The sequence below is a fragment of the Rhizobium leguminosarum bv. trifolii WSM2297 genome (assembly GCF_000271845.1).
On sequence record NZ_JH719395.1, the window covers coordinates 1,705,131 to 1,723,080 of the forward strand.

At 62.2% G+C, this 17,950-nt stretch carries 14 protein-coding genes; 3 read left to right on the forward strand and 11 right to left on the reverse strand.

Features of this window, described 5'->3' with window-relative positions:
- Positions 1-41: 41 nt before the first annotated feature.
- From RLEG4DRAFT_RS23725 to RLEG4DRAFT_RS23750, 6 genes are all read right to left on the reverse strand, one after another.
- On the reverse strand, positions 42-1,673 hold the full coding sequence (locus tag RLEG4DRAFT_RS23725) for an FGGY-family carbohydrate kinase (RefSeq protein ID WP_003580585.1): 1,632 nt from the start codon (positions 1,671-1,673) through the stop codon (positions 42-44).
- 162 nt (positions 1,674-1,835) lie between these two features.
- Entirely contained in the window at positions 1,836-2,552 is a 717-nt protein-coding gene (locus RLEG4DRAFT_RS23730) for an HAD-IA family hydrolase (RefSeq protein ID WP_003580587.1), read from the reverse strand.
- 3 nt (positions 2,553-2,555) lie between these two features.
- Positions 2,556-3,284 (reverse strand): glycerophosphodiester phosphodiesterase family protein, encoded by a 729-nt coding sequence (locus RLEG4DRAFT_RS23735; protein WP_003580589.1) that lies wholly within the window; start codon positions 3,282-3,284, stop codon positions 2,556-2,558.
- Between the two features lie 27 nt (positions 3,285-3,311).
- Complete coding sequence (locus RLEG4DRAFT_RS23740) at positions 3,312-4,232, reverse strand: ABC transporter permease subunit (protein WP_003580591.1); 921 nt, start codon at positions 4,230-4,232, stop codon at positions 3,312-3,314.
- A 2-nt stretch (positions 4,233-4,234) separates the two neighbouring features.
- The gene (locus RLEG4DRAFT_RS23745) at positions 4,235-5,200 is read right to left on the reverse strand and encodes an ABC transporter permease subunit (protein ID WP_171898273.1); all 966 of its coding nucleotides are present in this window, start codon (positions 5,198-5,200) and stop codon (positions 4,235-4,237) included.
- A 13-nt stretch (positions 5,201-5,213) separates the two neighbouring features.
- Positions 5,214-6,572 carry an extracellular solute-binding protein gene (locus RLEG4DRAFT_RS23750; protein WP_003580595.1) on the reverse strand — a complete coding sequence of 453 codons (1,359 nt, stop codon included), beginning with the start codon at positions 6,570-6,572 and terminating at the stop codon, positions 5,214-5,216.
- Between the two features lie 149 nt (positions 6,573-6,721).
- Between RLEG4DRAFT_RS23750 and RLEG4DRAFT_RS23755 the strand changes: the two genes are divergently transcribed.
- Positions 6,722-7,756, forward strand: a complete 1,035-nt coding sequence (locus RLEG4DRAFT_RS23755; RefSeq protein ID WP_003580598.1) for a sn-glycerol-3-phosphate import ATP-binding protein UgpC — start codon at positions 6,722-6,724, stop codon at positions 7,754-7,756.
- Between the two features lie 93 nt (positions 7,757-7,849).
- Positions 7,850-8,854, forward strand: coding sequence for a sugar-binding transcriptional regulator (locus RLEG4DRAFT_RS23760; RefSeq protein ID WP_037094069.1), 1,005 nt, complete (start codon positions 7,850-7,852; stop codon positions 8,852-8,854).
- Here RLEG4DRAFT_RS23760 and RLEG4DRAFT_RS23765 read toward each other — a convergent pair.
- The 3 genes from RLEG4DRAFT_RS23765 to RLEG4DRAFT_RS23775 form a co-directional block, all read right to left on the reverse strand.
- Positions 8,849-10,534 (reverse strand): hypothetical protein, encoded by a 1,686-nt coding sequence (locus RLEG4DRAFT_RS23765; RefSeq protein WP_003580601.1) that lies wholly within the window; start codon positions 10,532-10,534, stop codon positions 8,849-8,851. The two genes, RLEG4DRAFT_RS23760 and RLEG4DRAFT_RS23765, sit on opposite strands and share 6 nt — an antisense overlap.
- Complete coding sequence (locus RLEG4DRAFT_RS23770; protein ID WP_003580602.1) at positions 10,534-11,607, reverse strand: glycosyltransferase family 2 protein; 1,074 nt, start codon at positions 11,605-11,607, stop codon at positions 10,534-10,536. Before RLEG4DRAFT_RS23770 ends, RLEG4DRAFT_RS23765 begins: the two co-directional genes overlap by 1 nt.
- A gap of 99 nt (positions 11,608-11,706) precedes the next feature.
- Positions 11,707-12,615, reverse strand: coding sequence for an AraC family transcriptional regulator (locus tag RLEG4DRAFT_RS23775; protein WP_003580603.1), 909 nt, complete (start codon positions 12,613-12,615; stop codon positions 11,707-11,709).
- A gap of 217 nt (positions 12,616-12,832) precedes the next feature.
- On the opposite strand from RLEG4DRAFT_RS23775, the gene RLEG4DRAFT_RS23780 reads away from it, so the two are divergent.
- Positions 12,833-13,879 (forward strand): NAD(P)-dependent alcohol dehydrogenase, encoded by a 1,047-nt coding sequence (locus RLEG4DRAFT_RS23780; RefSeq protein ID WP_003580604.1) that lies wholly within the window; start codon positions 12,833-12,835, stop codon positions 13,877-13,879.
- Between the two features lie 389 nt (positions 13,880-14,268).
- Here the strand turns inward: RLEG4DRAFT_RS23780 and RLEG4DRAFT_RS23785 are convergent, their stop codons facing one another.
- A complete protein-coding gene (locus RLEG4DRAFT_RS23785; protein WP_003580605.1) occupies positions 14,269-16,215 on the reverse strand; it encodes an elongation factor G in 1,947 nt (648 codons plus the stop codon).
- A 449-nt stretch (positions 16,216-16,664) separates the two neighbouring features.
- Positions 16,665-17,930, reverse strand: coding sequence for an NAD(P)/FAD-dependent oxidoreductase (locus tag RLEG4DRAFT_RS23790; RefSeq protein ID WP_003580606.1), 1,266 nt, complete (start codon positions 17,928-17,930; stop codon positions 16,665-16,667).
- Positions 17,931-17,950: the final 20 nt, after the last annotated feature.

Consider the following 17,950-nt stretch of genomic DNA (forward strand, 5'->3'; position numbering starts at 1 on the left):
CGATGCCGACCATCGGACGCGACAAACCTGCTGCGACGCTGTCAGCCATCGCTGCGAAGCTTGCGCGCCAGTGTCTGAAGCTCCTTGAATGCTTCGTAACGCTTGCGGTGGAGATCGGAAATCTCACCCTCGGACGGCTGAAAACGTGTTTCCACCCTGGTGAGCTCGCTCATCGCCGCGCCGACATCGGCAAATCGCCGGCCGGCGACGGCGGCAAGGATGGCCGCTCCCAGCAACACCGGCTCTTCGGCCCTCGTGGCCACCACCGGCTTGCCGCTCGCATCGGCGAGCACCTGGCGGACGAAATCGTGCTGGCCGGCGCCGCCGCTGATGACAATGTTATCGACGGTCACGCCCGCCTCGGCCTGCGTTTCGATGATTTGCCTGAGGCCGTAGCCGATGCCGCAAAGCCCGGCGATGTAGAAGGAGACCAGGTTGTCGACATCCCGCTCCATGCCGAGACCGGCAATGATCGCCCGGGCATGCGGATCGGCAAAAGGCGCGCGGTTGCCGAGGAATTCGGGAACGACGTGCAGCCCCGTCGTCAGCTTGACGGCATCGGAAGAACGGCCCGCCTTGCGGGCGGCCATGTCAGCAAGCAGAACCGGCAGCGGAACGCCCGCGCTCTTCGCAAGCTCCCTCGCCTCGCCGGCCGCCGGATGGAACGAGAGGAGATGGTCGATCGCCGCGCCGGCAGCACTCTGGCCGCCTTCATTCAGCCACAGACCCGGCACCATTGCCGAATAATAAGGTCCCCAGACACCGGGAACGAAAGACGGTTCTGTCGTTGAGGTCATCGTGCAGGACGAGGTCCCGAAGACATAGGCAAGGTTGGCCTGCGGATCGGCGCCGACCGTTCCGACACCCCCGGCATGGGCATCGATCAACCCGGCGGCGACGGCCGTTCCGGGTGTCAGGCCGAGCTCTTCTGCCGCATTAGCGGTCAGTCCCTCACCAAGCGCCGAACCGGGCTCGACGATAGTCTTGCCGATGCGGGCAAAACCTTCCTCCGCCAGCACGCCGAGGCCGATCTGGTGGAAATAGCTGCTGTCCCAGCGCTTTTCATGGGCGAGATAGGTCCACTTGCAGGTGACCGTGCAAGTCGAACGCGACAGATCGCCGGTCGCCCGCCAAGTCAGGAAATCCGCAAGATCGAAGAATTGCCAGGCAGCATCGAACACCTGAGGCCGATTTTCCTTGAGCCAGAGGAGCTTCGGCGTTTCCATCTCGGGCGAAATGCGGCCGCCGACGTAACGCAGCACGTCATGCCCGAACGCATTGATGCGCTCCGCCTGCGCGACGGCGCGGTGGTCCATCCACACGATGATATCTCGGTCCGGATTCTCCGAAGGCCCGACGGGGAGCGGCTTGCCGCCTTCGCCGAGCACGACGAGCGAGCAGGTGGCGTCGAATCCCAAGCCGAGCACGGAAGCCGGATCGACACCGGCTACGGCAACCGCCTCCCGCACGGCCGCACACACGGCGCTCCAGATTTCGCTGCTCGATTGCTCGACGATGGAACCCGGTTCGTGAAACAGGCTGATATTCCGCTTGGCAGAGGCAAGCATGCTGCCGGCCATATCGAACAGGCCCGCCCGGGCGCTGCCGGTGCCGACATCGACGCCGATGACATATTTGGCGCCGGCTTCCGGGGTATGAGATGTATCGCTCATGGTCTCTCGTTTCAGATCGGGTTGATTGGCAGCTGCGGCCGATCTTCCAGGTCTATTTCTGGAAAGATCGCCGCGTCATGACATTACGCAGTCGCGATGACATGACAAGGAGAGCGAGGCGCGGGCCTGGCCAAACGCGACCTCTTCCCGAGACGATCGTCGTCACAGCTTCTCTCCGACATTTTCCAGAATGGCGGCGAGCTCATCTGCCCCGGTCGCAATGGCGACCGCTCCGGCAGCGTCCAGCACCGCACGGCGGCCAGCTCTCGGATCGGCCGGGTCGACGAATCCAACCGCCGTCATGCCTGCGGCTACAGCTGCCGCAACGCCATGAGCGCTGTCGTCGATCATGACGCATTTGGCCGGGCGGGCCCGGAAACGCTCGGCGCAATGCAGCAGGAGGTCCGGCGCCGGCTTCGGCCGGGGAACGAGTTCGGCACTGAAGACACTCTCGCCGAAGGCGCTCCACAGATCAAGTTTGCCCAGGCTGTTGCGCAGCCGCTGCATCGTGCTGTTTGATGCGACGCATTTCGGCCGGTTGAGATTATGGACGATGGCGGAGATACCTGGAATTGGCGTCAGCGAGCGCGCGAATTCGTCGAACAGATGCAGATGCCATGTCTGAAACAGCGCGGCTATATCGATAATTCCGTAATCGCGCCGGCACATCTCGGCGATGATGCTTTCGGAATTGCCGGTGAATTTGATATGGGCCTCCGCTGCGCTGATCGCGATACCGGCGCCTTGCAAGGTTTCGGCCAGTGTGCGGCTGGCGATCGGCTCGCTGTCGATCAGCACCCCATCGCAATCGAAGATCACGAGGTCGATGTTATCCATGGCCCCCGGCATACCGGGATAATCGATGCGGCTATTGAGCATGCCTCACCCCCGCGCCTGCAAGGCGAGATCCGGCCGGTCGGTGGTGATCTGCCGGATCGGTTTGGCAAGCCAGTATTCGAGATCGCTCAATTCGTTCGGAACCCAGGCGCCGAGACGGTCGAGCGGCACGAGTTGGGTGATCTCATCCCACTGCGCCTGAAGCAGCGACTTTTCGATGGCGATAATATCCGAACATTGTTTCATCAGGCTGAGGCCGCTCGTCAGGCCGAGACGCTCTGCCGATTTGGCATCGAAGGACGACAAGGTGCGAATTAAAGGGGCGGCCTTGCGAATATCGACAAGTACATCAGGATGAAAGCTCGTCAAGATCGAGCGCTCAGCCAGATCAAGCCGCTCGACGACGGCAAATGCCCTGGCGGCAAGCCCCTCATAAGGCGTTCCATCGGCATGGCTCTTCAGTTCGATATGAAGCTCGAGCCCCGTGCCCTTGAAGACGGCAAGCACCTCTTCCAGCGTCGGGATCGTCTCCCCGTCGCTCTCCTTGAGGTGGACGTCACGATGTTTTCCGGGGTCGAGATCGGCGACCGGGCCTTGCGCATCCGTCGTACGCTCGAGCGTCGGGTCGTGAATAACGAGCGTCTCGCCCGAACGCGTCAGGTGGATGTCGAACTCCACGCCGTCAACCGGCATTTGCGCGAGTTTGCGAAAGCCAGAAAGACTGTTTTCGGGCCAGAGGTTGCGGCCACCGCGGTGGCCGATGATATGCACCATCGTCTGAATATCCTTGAGATCGGCGTGTTACTTTCCGGAGTCCACCAGCCCCTTGGTGAACCAGCGTTGCATGAAGAGAATGACGGCCGCAGGCGGAAGCATGACGAGCAGTGCAGCGCTCATCGCAATGTTCCAGGCGGGTGCGGAGTCCGAGACGGGGACGAGTTGCTTCAGCCCGAGCACCGCGGTTCCCATCTCCTTGTCGGTGGTAAAGAGCAGCGGCCACAAATACTGGTTCCAACCGTAGAGAAACAGGATGATCGACAGGGCTGCGATGTTGGCGCTCGACAGCGGAAGGAGGATATCCTTGAAAAATTTCAGCGGGCCGGCGCCATCGAGTTTGGCCGCCTCGCAGAGTTCGTCGGGAACGGTCAGGAAGAACTGCCGGAACAGGAAGGTTGCCGAGGCAGAGGCGATCAGCGGCAGGATCAGGCCGGCATAGCTGTTGACCATATTCCATTTCAACGAGGCTTCGATGCTGTATCCCGTCAGCCGTTCGACGACAGCGGAAAGACCGATCGTCCCCGCGAACCACCGAACCGGCCCGGCGGCATCGGCGACCGCTTCATAGGTCGGAATGATGCGGACCTCGACCGGCAGCATCAGCGACACGAAAATCAGCCAGAACGCCGTCATGCGAAACGGGAAGCGGAAATAAGTCACGCCGAATGCGGCGATCAGCGAGATCGCCAACTTGCCGATGACGATGCCGGCGGTGACGATGATCGAATTCAGGAACAGTTTGGAGAACTCGCCCTGCTGCCAGGCGGCGGCGAGATTTTCGAAAAAATGCGAACCCGGCGTCAGCGGAAACGGCGCCTGCTGAACCTCCTGCAAGGTGAGCGAGCCGGCGACGAAGGCGAAGTAGAGCGGCAGGCAGACGAAAACTGCGCCGATGAGCAAGATCGCATGGCAGCAGATCGAAAGGCCGAGATGACGTTCGGGCATGACTACACCAGGTAATTGACCCGGCGCTCGAGGGCGCGGAATTGAACGATGGTGAACAGGACGGCGATCAGCATCAGCAGCACGGACTGGGCGGCCGACGAGCCGAGGTCCAGTTGCACGAAGCCGTCCTGATAGACTTTGTAGACCAGGCTGTTCGTTGCCCCCGCGGGGCCACCGCGGGTGACCGCGTCGATGATACCGAAGGTTTCGAACAGTCCGTAGACGAAGTTCATCACCACGAGGAAGAAGATCGTCGGCGAGATCAAAGGGAGCGAAATCGTGAAGAAGCGGCGAACGGGTCTTGCGCCGTCGAGCTTTGCTGCCTCCAGCAGCGAGACGGGCACGGCCAGCAACGCGGCGACGAGGAAGATATAGTTGTAGCAGACGTTCTTCCAGACCGAGGCGATGGTAACCAGCAGCTGCGCATCGAACGGACGCCGGTTCGGATCCCATTCGACCCCGAGCCCATGCAGAAACTGCGCAATCGGCCCCACCGCAGGATTGAACAGGAAGGCCCAGATCACCCCTGAGATGACAGGGGCGATCGCATAAGGCAACAGAATGATGCTCTTATAAATACCCCTGCCCCTGATCACGAAATCGGTCGCGAAGGCAAAGAGACCGGCAAGCAGAAGCGTCGCGGCGTTCTGGGCAATGGTGAACCACAGCGTGAATAGCGCGCTTCCGCGATATTCCGGACTTGCGAACAGATTGTAGAAATTCTCCAGACCGACGAAGATCTCAGTGCCGCCGAAGGGATCGACCTGAACGAAGGCCAGCGACAGTGCCTTGTAGGACGGGATGAAAAAGAAGAACAGGAGGATCAGCAGCTGCGGCGCGACAAGGCCGAAGGCGAGCCACGGCTTGTTGAAATGAGCCGACTTCAACCCGGCCTCCGAGGGCTGCACGCTCCTGCGGCCTGCCGACAGAATATTCGGGATGCGAAGGCGCCTGGCGGCGCCCCCCATCTTTCCGAAGGTGCTACTTTGCTGCATGAAGCTGCTCGTACTGGCGAAGGATCTGGTTTCCACGGGCCGCCGCCGCATCCAGCGCCTGCTGCGGTGTCTTCTGGCCGGTCCACACACCCTGGATCTCTTCCACCAGAAGCGCCATCGACTGATTGTGATTGCCGAAGCGGAAGCCGCGCGAGTTGTCCGTCGGCGTGCCCCGCGTGAGCTGAAGAATGGCAATCTCGCGGGTCGGGTGATCCTTGAAATAGCCCTCGGACTTGGCCTGTTCATAGGCGGCGTTCGTGACCGGAACGTAACCGGTCTGCTTACTCCACCAGACCTGAGTCTTCGGTGAAGCGAGGAAATTCAAGAAGGCGGCAGCACCGGCATATTCTTCCTCCGACTTGCCTTTCAGGACCCAGAGCGCGCCGCCACCGATGGTGCTGTTCTTCGGCTCGATGCCCTCTTCATGCGGCAGGAACGTCGCGCTCCAATTGAATTTTGCGCCGCTCTCGACGGCGGCATGCGCCGCGGTGGAGGCGACATAGGTCGAGCAGGTGCCGGACGTGAACAACTGGTCGGGCGAGAGGCCCTGGCCGGCAATCTGCAGGATGCCGGCATCGAGCCACGTCTTGAGGCGCGTCAACTGACTAACGACCAGTGGGCTCTTGTTGAAGATGAACTCGGTATCGAGACCGCCGAAGCCATTTGCCTTGGTGCCGTAAGGCTGGTCCTGGATCGCCGCGTAGTTTTCGATCAGGCTCCAATAGAAGTCGTTTGCGAGTGCCATCTGGCACTTCGAAATTCCCTTCTCCTTGATGGCGCTGAGCTGCTTGTCGAGCTCCTGCCAAGTCTCGCCCGGCTTGTCGAAGCCGGCTGCCTTGAAGTGATCGGCATTGTACCAGAAGATCGGCGTCGAGCTGTTGAAGGGCATCGCCGCCGGCTTGCCGTCGACGAGGTAGAAGCCGGCCACCGGGGCGAGGAAATCGTTCCAGTCGATCTTGTAACCTTCCTTCTCCATCAGCTCCGGCACCGGAATGATGGCGCCGGAATTGTACATGGTCAGGAAGCCCCGCTCGGCTGCCTGGATCAGCACCGGCTGCTGGTGGACACGGTAGGCGGCCACCATCGCCGCCATGGTCTCCTCGTAATTGCCTTTGCCGATGCCGACGACCTCATATTTGTCCTGCGAGGCGTTGAAGTCGGCAATCAGCTTGTTGGTGATCTCGGCGAGGCGGCCGCCGGCCGCATTCCACCATTCGATCTTGACGCGATCGGCCGCGCTGGCGTCGCCAGCATTGGCCAATCCCAGCGTCATCAGTGTAGCACCTGCCGCGAACGACCGGATCGTCCGCCCAATTCGGGCGCCCATCGAAGACTTTGCCGTCATTTCGTTTTCCTCTCCATTGCCGTTGTTCGCCGACCGGCACGTCCAGCGCCGGTCAACCCCTCCCAGAGTGGCGAAAACAAGGTTGGGGTTACTTGTTACAAATGTCAATAGCATGTTACAAATGTATGACGATGCTGGAGGAGGATGCCATGGCAGCTATCGAACTGATCGATCTAAAGAAGAATTACGGAGCGGTTCCGGCGGTAAAGGGGATCAATCTCACCGTCGCAGACGGCGAAATGATCGTGCTTGTCGGGCCTTCGGGATGCGGAAAATCGACCTTGCTGCGGATGATTGCCGGCCTCGAAGCCATAAGCTCCGGGCACCTCAGGATATCAGGCAGCGATGTCGGCCACATCGATCCGGCCGATCGCAACATCGCCATGGTGTTTCAGAATTACGCGCTCTATCCGCACATGACCGTTCGGCAGAATCTCGAATACGGACTCAAGAATCGCCGCGTGCCGCGCGACGAGATTGACCGGCGGATCGCCAACGCCGCCGGCATCCTGGAAATCGGAGACTTCCTCGAGCGCCACCCCCGCCAGCTCTCGGGCGGACAGCGCCAACGCGTGGCTATGGGACGTGCCATCGTCCGCGATCCCGCCGCCTTTCTGTTCGATGAACCCTTATCCAACCTCGATGCGAAGCTTCGCGTGCAAATGCGGGTCGAAATCCGCCGGCTGCAGCGGCAGCTGAAGACCACAAGCCTCTATGTCACGCATGACCAGCTCGAGGCCATGACGCTCGCCGACAGGCTGGTCGTCATGAACGGCGGCCGGATCGAGCAGATCGGGACACCAATCGAGGTCTATCGCCGTCCTGAAACCGTTTTCGTTGCCGGCTTCATCGGCTCTCCGCCGATGAACCTGATCGATCTCGACGAGCTGGGAAGCTGCGAGGTCGCGCTTCCCAGAGACACGGACCTCATCGGTGTGCGGCCGAGTGCCATCAACCTCGGCGATGGGTCAACGCATGATCTCCGGTTCGACGCCCATGTCGAATTGATCGAAACCGTGGGTGACGAGAACAACGTGCATCTGCGCATCGATGGCAGCGACAAGCGCATCGTGGCGAGCGTCCCTACCGATCGGCGTCTGCAGGAAGGCGATCGAACTTCGTGTCATGTAAAAAGGGACGGTTTGCATCCGTTCAACAAGATGACTGGCCGGCGAACCGATTGAGGGGAGTGAAGCGGATGACGACTGCCCCTTGCGATTGACAAGCGTCAGGGATTTGAGATCGATGGCCATCGAATTGGAGGCGCAGATTATTGCATGTCACAGAACAGAGGTGCTTCTTTGCAGCCCATAGCGCTCCCCGACGAGCAGATGCAGGTGCGCGTGGTCTGGCTCTATTACATGGAGGGACGTACCCAGGGTGAGATTGCAGAGGCGCTTTCAACCAACAGGCTTCGCGTCAACAAGATCATTGCCGAGGCGCGCCGATCGGGCCTTGTGACGATCACCCTCAATTCCCGGCTGACCTCCTGCGTCGCCCTGGAACAGCAGCTGGCGGCGGAATTCTCGCTCAACCGCGCGATCATCGTGCCGACCCCCGAAGACCAGGAGCTGATCCCCGTCCTGCTCGGCCAGGCGGCAGCCGATTATCTCGTGCAATTGCTGAACGGCGGCAATATAACCGGCGTCGGCGTCGGTTGGGGAGCGACGCTTCGCGAAATGGTGCGTCACATGCCCTCGCTCAGGCGGCCTGATATCTGCGTCAACTCGGTCATGGGCGGGCTGACGCACGGCATCGAAATCAATACCTTCGACATTGCGAGCGATCTTGCCCGCCAGCTCAATGCCGAGTGCTCTTATCTTGCTGGGCCGATCTATGCCGGCAGCCCCGAGTCGCGGACGGCGATTATCAGGCAGGATGTCTTCGAGACGGCCTTTCGGCAGATCGAGGCCAATGACGTCATCGTGCTCAGCATCGGTGACATGACCGAACGTTCGCTGCTGATGCGTTACGGCTTGCCGAGCAGCACAAATATAGAGGAACTGATCGCAGCCGGCGCCTGTGGTGACGTGCTCGGCCAGTTCGTCGACAAATCCGGGCGGCCGATCGAACACGCGATCAACAAATGCGCAATCGCTCCCGAACTCGAAGCCCTGCGCGCCATTCCGAACGTCATTTTCGCGTCGGGGGGCCTGAACAAGGCGCAGGCTATCGCCGCCGTGTTGCTGTCCGGCTTGGGAAACGTGCTGATTTGCGACGAAGAGACGGCCAGGCAAGCACAACAGCTTGCGCTCGATCTCCGGGCGCGCAGCGGTTCATAGAGCCGTAGCGCAACCGGCGGGGACCGAGAGAGGCGCTGCCGGCGCCGCCTTGTCGATTGCGTAGAGCTTCGCGAAGCCGGCGTCCTCGATCAGCGTCAGCCCTGCCGGCATCAAGGCGCCGACATACCGGTCGGGAATATCGGCATTGGCGACGAGGATGAAATCGAAACGCCTGCGCCAGTCAGAGAGATAAGGCGCATAGCCTCTATATTGCTGCATCATGTCGGGGCATGAGAGCACACTGATCGGCACCAGATTTCCCTCGGGAACCGCGATCTCCGACCAAGGCGGCAGAACGGAGAGCGGCTGCTTGCCTTTTGCCGTGAAGAGCGTCGGTACGAAAGCATGCGAGAAGGGTACGGCAAGCGTTGGCAGGTGCCGGAAGGTATCCAGTCCCCAGGCAAAATGCCGGTTGGAGTGGGCAAGATCGCCGACTATCTCGGCTTCGTGTCCTAGAGGCAGAACGGCCGCGCCGGCCGGCACTTTTTTCAACACGGTCTCAACGGCAGCGGCATCCTTCTGCGCCAGCCACCAATTCCAGCCGATCCAGCCCGTCCGGCCGAAAACCGCGAGATTGACGACAAGCGCCAACAACAGAGCCTGCCGGCGGGGCAAATTGGCGAAGGGGCACGCCATCGCCATGGCGACCAGCGCCGTCATGATCGGAAAACGCCAGCTGATCCACCCGGTGCCCAGCATGTGGAGCGGTGCGGCACAAGAGAGAAGCAGCAACCCGCCGGCGACGACAGCAAGGCCCGCATGCATGCGAATATCGCCGGCGCGAACGGCGCGGGTGCAGACGAGGATCAGCGGCAAAAACAGCAGGACATCCACCATCGGGACGTAGGTGGTGATGGCGGAAAGCAGGTTCATGACGATGGGGACGACGCCATCGTTCCAGACAAGGCCAAGGCCATCGCCGCCGGCGTTCGGCAAAGCGGTCGTGCGGAGATAGAGCGCGAACGGCGGCAAGGCGCAGGCGCCAATCGCCAGCGTCAAACGGCCGGCAAGCCTCAGCAGCCCTGCCTTCGATCGCACTATGTCGAAACGCCAGGAAAATTCGAGGCCGCAGACGATCGCCATATAGAAGCCGAGCGAGAAGATGTGCATCACCGTCAGCAGCAGTGCGGCGGCAAGCCGCCAGGCAAAAAGCAGAACCGGATTTCGGCGCTGCAGCCGCAGGTCGGCGCAGGCGAAGAACAAGGCCATGCCGAGGCCGATCTGGAAGTTAATGAAGCCGCCGATCATCGTGGCGCACCAGCCAAGCGACAGCATGGCGATCTGCCAATAGTGCCGGCCGCCGAAAAGCGCGCGGTGCAGGGCGATCGCGCCGAGCGGCGGCAGCACGATGGCCAGGAAAAGCAAAGCCCGCGCCAGCCTGTCGGCGCCGGCCAGCGGCCCTACCGAAGTCGCCAGAAGATCGATCCCGACATTGGTGAAGGTGCGGTTCCAATCGATCGCGTAGATTTCGGGAAACGGCTGCTCGCCGATCCCGCCGGAAAGGAGCCAAATGCGGGCGTAATGATTGGGGTAGTCGAGCACCGGCGGGAAGCGAAACAGCACCACCAGGGCCGCGGCAAGCGCGACGAAAGCAAGGATCGCAACGGTGGAATCCTGTCGGGCGATCAATTCCGCAGGCTCGGCCGCGACAAGAGGAGGAGACCCAAAAATCCGGTCCATCAGCCGATCCGACTGTTCCGTTGCGGCCCGCTCTTCTGCGGCGCGGATGACTCGCCGGATGCAAAGGCCGCATCCAGCGCGGAGCGCTTGTCGCCGGCGTTCATCTCCGAGAAAGCCGTCGGCAGCTCGACATGATCGCCGCCGCGCAGGATGGTCTCGATCATGAACATCGGCCGCCGCTTGCTCTCCTGCACAAGACGGCCGAGATATTCGCCGATGATACCGATGCAGATCAGCTGGATGGCGCTGAAGGCGCTGACAGCGGCCATGATCGACGACCAGCCGGTGACCGTCTCGTTCTGCAGCCAGCGAACGAAGGTAAAAACGAGCAGCGCTATCGCGACGCCGGCGCTGATCATGCCGAGCCATGTGGCGATGCGCAGCGGCGTCGTGGAAAAGCTGGTGATCGCATCGAGCGCGAAATTGATCATCTTGCGCAGCGGATATTTCGTCGTGCCGGCAAAACGGGCGTCCCGCTCATAAGGCAGTGCCACCTGCCTGCCGCCGATCCAGCTGACCATGCCGCGAATGAAACGATCGCGCTCCGGCATCGCCAGCAGAATATCGACGACGCGCCGACGCATCAGCCGGAAATCGCCGGTATCGCGCGGGATGGTCACCGAAGCGAGCCTGGAAAGCGCGCGATAGAAAAGCGAAGCGGAGGCGAGCTTGAACCAGCTTTCGCCGTCGCGGCGCGTGCGCTGGCCGTAAACGACATCGGCGCCGCGTTCCATGATCGGCATCATCATCAAAAGCAGCTCGGGCGGATCCTGAAGATCGGCGTCGATCAGGAGCACACGTTCGCCCCGTGACGCCGACAGCCCCGCCGTCGATGCCAGCTGGTGGCCGTGATTGCGCAGCAGACGAACGCCGAGCACCTGCGGCACTTTTGCCGCCAGATCCGAAATGATCTCCCATGTGCCGTCGGACGAGCCGTCATCGACGAGGATGAGTTCGAAGGCGTCGCCGGCAACGCTATGCGCGGCAGCGGCAGCGCGGCGGCAGAACTCGCGCAGCCCCTCTTCCTCGTTGTGACAAGGCGCGACGATGGAAAGAGACGGTGCTTGCGTCATGCGGACGGCGGTGCCTGCTTGATTGATAGCGCCAGCCTAGCTGGGAAACGTCAAACATCCTTTAATGACCGGAGCGCTGCCGCCGAACGTCCTTTGACGCTATTCCGCCGCCATGATCTCACGCCCGCCGTCGACATCGCGGGCGGGCGATGCACCGTAGAGGCGGCTGTATTCGCGGCTGAACTGCGACGGGCTCTGATAGCCGACCCGGTGGCCCGCCGTGCCGGCATCGAGACGCTCCACGAACATCAGCCGGCGCGCCTCGTGCAGGCGGAGCTGCTTCTGATACTGCACCGGCGTCATCGCCGTGACCGATTTGAAGTGATGGTGGAAGGAGGAGACGCTCATGCTGACGCGCTCGGCAAGATCCTCGATGCGCAGCGGCCGCGCAAAATTCTCCTTCAGCCAGGCGACGGCGCGCGCGATCCTGTTGCTGTGGCTGTCAGCGGTCGCGATGTTGATCAGCCGGGCACCATGCGGCCCGGTCAGAACCCGGTAGAGGATTTCCTGCTCGATCAGCGGCGCCATGGCGGGAATGTCGCCTGGACGATCGAGCAAGCGCAGCAGGCGGACGGCGGCGTCCATAAGCTCCGGCGGCGCGACGTTCACCACCATCCCGCGCTGCCCGTCGGTATGGGCAGCCGGACGCGGAATATCGATGCGGCTGAGTAACTCCAAAAGTTTTTCGGAATCGATAGCCAGCCCCAGGCAGAGATGCGGAACCTCGGGACTTGCCTCCGTGACCCGCCAGGCGACGGGCAGGTCGAGCGAGGTCAGGAGATAATCCCCGGTGCCGTAGCTGATCAGTTCCGTGCCGAGCTGCAGGCTCTTGGCTCCCTGCAGCACGAAGGCAAAACAGGGCCGGTAGCTGCTGTGCAAGGGATCGCTGGGCCTAGACCGGCGGCTGACGTGAAGATTGCCGATGGCAGTGGAGAACTCGCCGTCGCCAGGCGCGAAGCGCATCGCGATATCGACGATTTCCTGATAGGGGCTGAAAGGCAAAGTCATGCGGCAACTCTCTCTGTCAGCTGTCTGATTGTAAGCTGGCTGACGCGGCGATACTGCCCTTATCTAGAGTGTCTTTGCCATTTCGCAAACAGGCGGGCGCCTCACTTTTGCAGGATCGTGCAAGAAGCTGAGAGGATCGCTCTAACGCCCTTGCCCACATCCGGGCAATAGTCCGCCATCCGCTCAACCCCCTCGCAAAACGAAAAGGAAGGTTCCCATGCCTATTGCAAGAGGCTACGCCGCCACCGACGCTTCCAAGCCGCTGACCCCTTTCACCTTCGAACGCCGCAACCCGAACCCGGATGACGTCGTCATCGACATCAAGTTTGCCGGCATCTGCCATTCGGACATCCATACTGTCCGCAACGAGTGGAAGAACGCCGTCTATCCGATCGTGCCCGGCCATGAGATCGCCGGCATCGTCTCGGCCGTCGGCTCCGCCGTGACCAAGTTCAAGGTCGGCGACCGCGTCGGCGTCGGCTGCTTCGTCGATTCCTGCATCGGCTGCGCCGAACGCGACCTCGACCGCGAACAGTACATGCCGGGCTTCAGCGGCACCTACAATGACTTCGAAGCTGACGGCAAGACGCGCACCCAGGGCGGCTATTCCGACTCGATCGTCGTCAAGGAGGGCTATGTCATGTCCATCCCGGACAATCTGCCGCTCGACGCCTCCGCGCCGCTGCTCTGCGCCGGCATCACGCTCTATTCGCCGCTGCGTCACTGGAATGCCGGCCCGGGCAAGAAGGTCGCGATCGTCGGCATGGGCGGCCTCGGCCACATGGGCGTGAAGCTGGGTTCGGCCATGGGCGCTGATATCACCGTTCTCTCCCAGAGCCTTTCCAAGAAAGAAGACGGCTTGAAGCTCGGCGCTAAGGAATATTACGCCACCAACGACCCGGAAACCTTCACGAAGCTCGCCGGCACGTTCGACCTGATCATCTGCACCGTCAGCGCCGAGATTGACTGGAATGCCTATCTCAGCCTTCTGAAGGTGGATGGTTCCTTCGTGGTCGTCGGCGTTCCCGAAAACCCGATCCCGGTTCACGCCTTCTCGCTGGTCCCCGGCCGCAAGAGCATTTCCGGCTCGATGATCGGCTCGATCAAGGAAACGCAGGAAATGCTCGACTTCTGCGGCAAGCACAACATCGTGTCCGAGATCGAGAAGATCAACATCGATCAGGTCAATGAAGCCTATGAACGCGTCCTGAAGAGCGACGTCCGCTATCGCTTCGTCATCGACATCGCCTCGCTGGCGGCCTGAGGAAAATGGAAGGCGGCTCGAAAGGGCCGCCTTTTATGCGGCATACGCAACCTCCCTCATGCTGAGGTGCGCAACCCATAGGGATGAGCCTCGAAGCATCGCCCGCAAAAACCGCTCCGGCCCGGGCCAGTGCTTCGACAGTTTTCTCTTTTTCTTCTGTGCGGACGCGCGATGGCTGGATCCTTTACCGGCATGCCGTGGGCACCCCCTCTGCCCTGCCGGGCATCTCCCCCACAAGGGTGGAGATCGGCTGGCTTCCCCAAACAACCGACCGTCACATGAACCGCCAATTTAGGGCGAAGCATGGCTTCTTGCCGATCTCCCCACTTGTGGGGGAGATCCCGGGCAGGGCACAGGGGGTGCCCCCATCCCATGACCAAATGCGCCCGTTACGCACTCCCCCGCAAACGCAGCAGATATTCGACCGGGTTGAACGGATCAGGCCCTGAGCGCAGCCGCAAGCGCGGCGGGCAGGCTATCGGGGCGTAATGATCGAAAGCGGTTTCCATCGTCCCCGCCCCGCTCGTCAGCCCCGGCAATTGCTGCTGGACGGTCCGCACCATCTGAGAGGCCATGGTGCCTTCGAGCCGGGCGACGCCATCGGCGATCACGGAATCCGATGTCGCCGCAGCGGTTTTCGCCAGCAAGGTGAGCACGCTGCTCAGGCTCTCGACAGGCGCTTCCAGGTGAAAGCGGTCGACCGGCTCGCAGACGACGGTTTGAGCGGCCGATAGCGCCGTGGCCAACACCCAGGGCGTCAGCTGCCGAAAATCGGCGGCAGTGCTGGCGGGCGAGCTGTGCCGAGCCGCTGTCATCGCCACGTGGCAATCGATGACCTGCCAGCCTGAAATACCCTGTTTCAGCGTTTCGAAGACGGTTTCTTCGACCGCCCGATAGAAGGCTGCAGGCATTTGGCCGACATCCACTTCGAGCGCAAAGCTGTTGCCCGCCCCGGCAGGACGCCGTTCGACCCGCAGGCCGACGGTCGCCAGAAACGGATTGGGCTCCTTGAAGAGAATCTGCAGGCCGGTCCCGATCCCCACAGGCCTCTCCACCAGGATGACCGTGCTTTCCTCGAAGCCTGCCTCGAGGCCGAAATCCGTGAGCAAGGTAGATTGGATGACCTCTTTCTGCACCTCGCCGTAGAGCGAGACGAAGACCTCGTCCGTCTCTTCGTTGCGGCGTAGATTGATCAGCGGATCCTGTTCGGCCAGCTGGTTCAGCGCCAGCCAGAGCGCCGACTTGTCGGAAGGGCGGCGGGCGAGGACGCGGGTTTCGAGGGTCGGCGGCGCGAAGTGCACCCGCCCGCCTGCGAGCGGATCGCTGCCCACCGCATCGCCGATCCGGGCACCTGTTAGGCCGCTGACGCGCGCAATCTGCCCGGCACGGAGGCTCTCGGCACCACGAACCCGGCCGTCCTCAAACACGTGGATCGCGGTCACCCTTTCCGGGCCTTTCGGCAGATCGAGATATTGCCGAAGCAGCACCGTGCCGGAGGTCAGGGAGAGATAACACAATTTTTCCCCGCCCCAGCCCCGCTCGATCTTGAAGATCTTGCCAGCGACCGGACCATCCGGATCGGGTCCCCGCTCGGGCAGGATCGTCGCAATGGCCGACGCCAGGGCTGATACGCCGACGCCGGTCATCGCCGCCCCCGCAAAGACCGGATGGACCAGGCCGCTTGCCATCTGGTCTGCCAGAGCGCGTCCGAGCCTTTCCTCGGTCAGGCGCTCGGGCGCGAGCACATAATCATCGAGCAACGCTTGGTCGTTTTCCCCGAGCGCCTCGCAGAGCGTCGAAAAAAGCGGCTCGCATCCCACAGCCAACGCCTCGACCCGGGCGAGCTTGGTTCCCGCATCGACGACCGAAGATATGGCGATCGGCCGGATCGAGAGTTGCGCGGCAAGCGCCTCCACCACGTCCGGAAACCGGGCGCCGAGACGATCGACCTTGTTGACGAAGAAGACGAAGGGAACGCCGAGACGCCGCAACGCCCGCACCAGCACGCGCGTCTGCGCCTGCACGCCTTCGACCGCCGAAACGACGACAAGCGCGGCGTCCAGCAATCCCAACACCCGCTCGACCTCGGCGATGAAATCGGGGTGGCCGGGTGTGTCGATCAGATTGACGGTTCTGTCGCCGATCGCAAACGACACCACCGCGGCCCTGATCGTGATGCCGCGCTGTCGCTCGAGTTCGAGCGTGTCCGTCTGTGTATTGCCGGTATCGACGCTGCCGAGTTTGTCGATGACGCCGGCGTCGAAAAGGAGTCTTTCGGTAAGGCTAGTCTTGCCTGCATCGACATGGGCGAGAATGCCCAGATTCAAAGTGCACATGAACCACCAACTTCTCAGAATTTCGGATGTGATTTTCGTGAGAAGTGAATCGGCGCATTGGAACCTCTATCCGTTGCTACGGCTGGATGCGACACCCCAGGTGGTGAGAAGACGCGGGCGGGATGCTAAGGCGGTGTGGGGAGATGTGTCAAGCTTGGGTGTAATGCATCGGAGGCGCGGGCGCGCCGAGGATGGTTTCCTGTGTCGGCATGCCGTGAGGCACCCCCCTCTGCCCTGCCGGGCATCTCCCCCACAAGGGTGGAGATTGGCAAGCGGTTGGATCATCCGTCCCTCTCTGCTGTATCGAATAACTATGCGGTCGTTGTTTGGGGAAGCAATCGCGCCCAGCCAATCTCCCCACTTGTTGGAGAGATGCCCGGCAGGGCAGAGGGGGGTGCCACACGGCACACCCTCTCCCGCCGTCCTTCAGCTTGACGAAAAGAAGCAGACTACCCCTCCTCCCGCATCGTCTCCCGCTGGGTGATCAGCCGAGCGCTGTGCTGGCCGCTGAGATAGATCCACAGCCAGCTCCAGGCGACGGAGAAGCGTGAGCGGGTGCCGATCAGGAAGTAGATATGGGCAAGGCCCCAGATCCACCAGGCGATCCAGCCCTTCAGCTTGATCCGGCCGAAATCGATGATCGCGGCACTCTGGCCGATCGTCGCCAGGCTGCCCTGGTGCCGGTAGCGGAAGGGCGCAGGCGCCGGTTTGCCCGATAGGCGGGCGTGGATGACCTTGGCGACGTAACCGCCCTGTTGCTTGGCCGCCGGCGCAATGCCCGGCACCGGCTTGCCGTCCTCGCGCAAGACCGAGGCGGTGTCACCGATGACGAAGACGTCGGGCAGACCGGGCGCGCTCAGATCCTTTTCGACGACGACGCGCCCCGCCCGATCGGCCGGCACGCCAAGCCAGAGCGCTGCTGGCGAGGCAGTGACGCCGGCGGCCCAGACGATCGTCCGGCTGGCAACGAATGTCTCGCCGATCTTGACGCCGTCGGCGCTGCACTCGGTCACGGGCCTGCCGAGATGGATCTCGACGCCGAGTTTCTCCAGCGCCTTTTGCGCATAGGCCGAGAGCTCCTCGGCGAATGTCGGCAGCACCCGCGGGCCGGCCTCGACCAGCACGACGCGGGTCTTGCGTGTATCGATATTGCGGAACTCCTTCGGCAGCGTGAAATGCGCGAGCTCGGCGATGATGCCGGCAAGCTCGACGCCGGTCGGACCGGCGCCGACGATGGTGAAGGTCAGCAGCGCGTCGCGAACGGCAGGATCGCTCTCCATCTCCGCCTTCTCGAAGGCGAGCAGCACGCGCCGGCGGATCGTCGTCGCATCTTCCAGCGTCTTCAGGCCCGGCGCCACCGGCTCCCATTCGTCATGGCCGAAATAGGCATGCGTCGCCCCGGTCGCCAGCACCAGCGTATCGTAACCCAGAGTCATGCCGCCGCGTAAGGAAACGGTCTTTGCGCTACTGTCGACATCGGCGACCTCGCCAAGCAGCACCGTCACATCCGGCCGGTCGGCATAGAGGCGTCGGATCGGCCAGGCGATCTCGGAGGTGGAGAGAATGGTCGTCGCCACCTGATAGAGCAGCGGCTGGAAGAGATGATGGTTGCGCCGGTCGACGAGCGTGATCCTGACGCCCGCCCCTTTTAACCCGTTGACCAGCTGCAGCCCACCGAAACCGCCGCCGACAACGACGACGTGATGATCGCTCATGACATGCCCCTTTGCGCCAT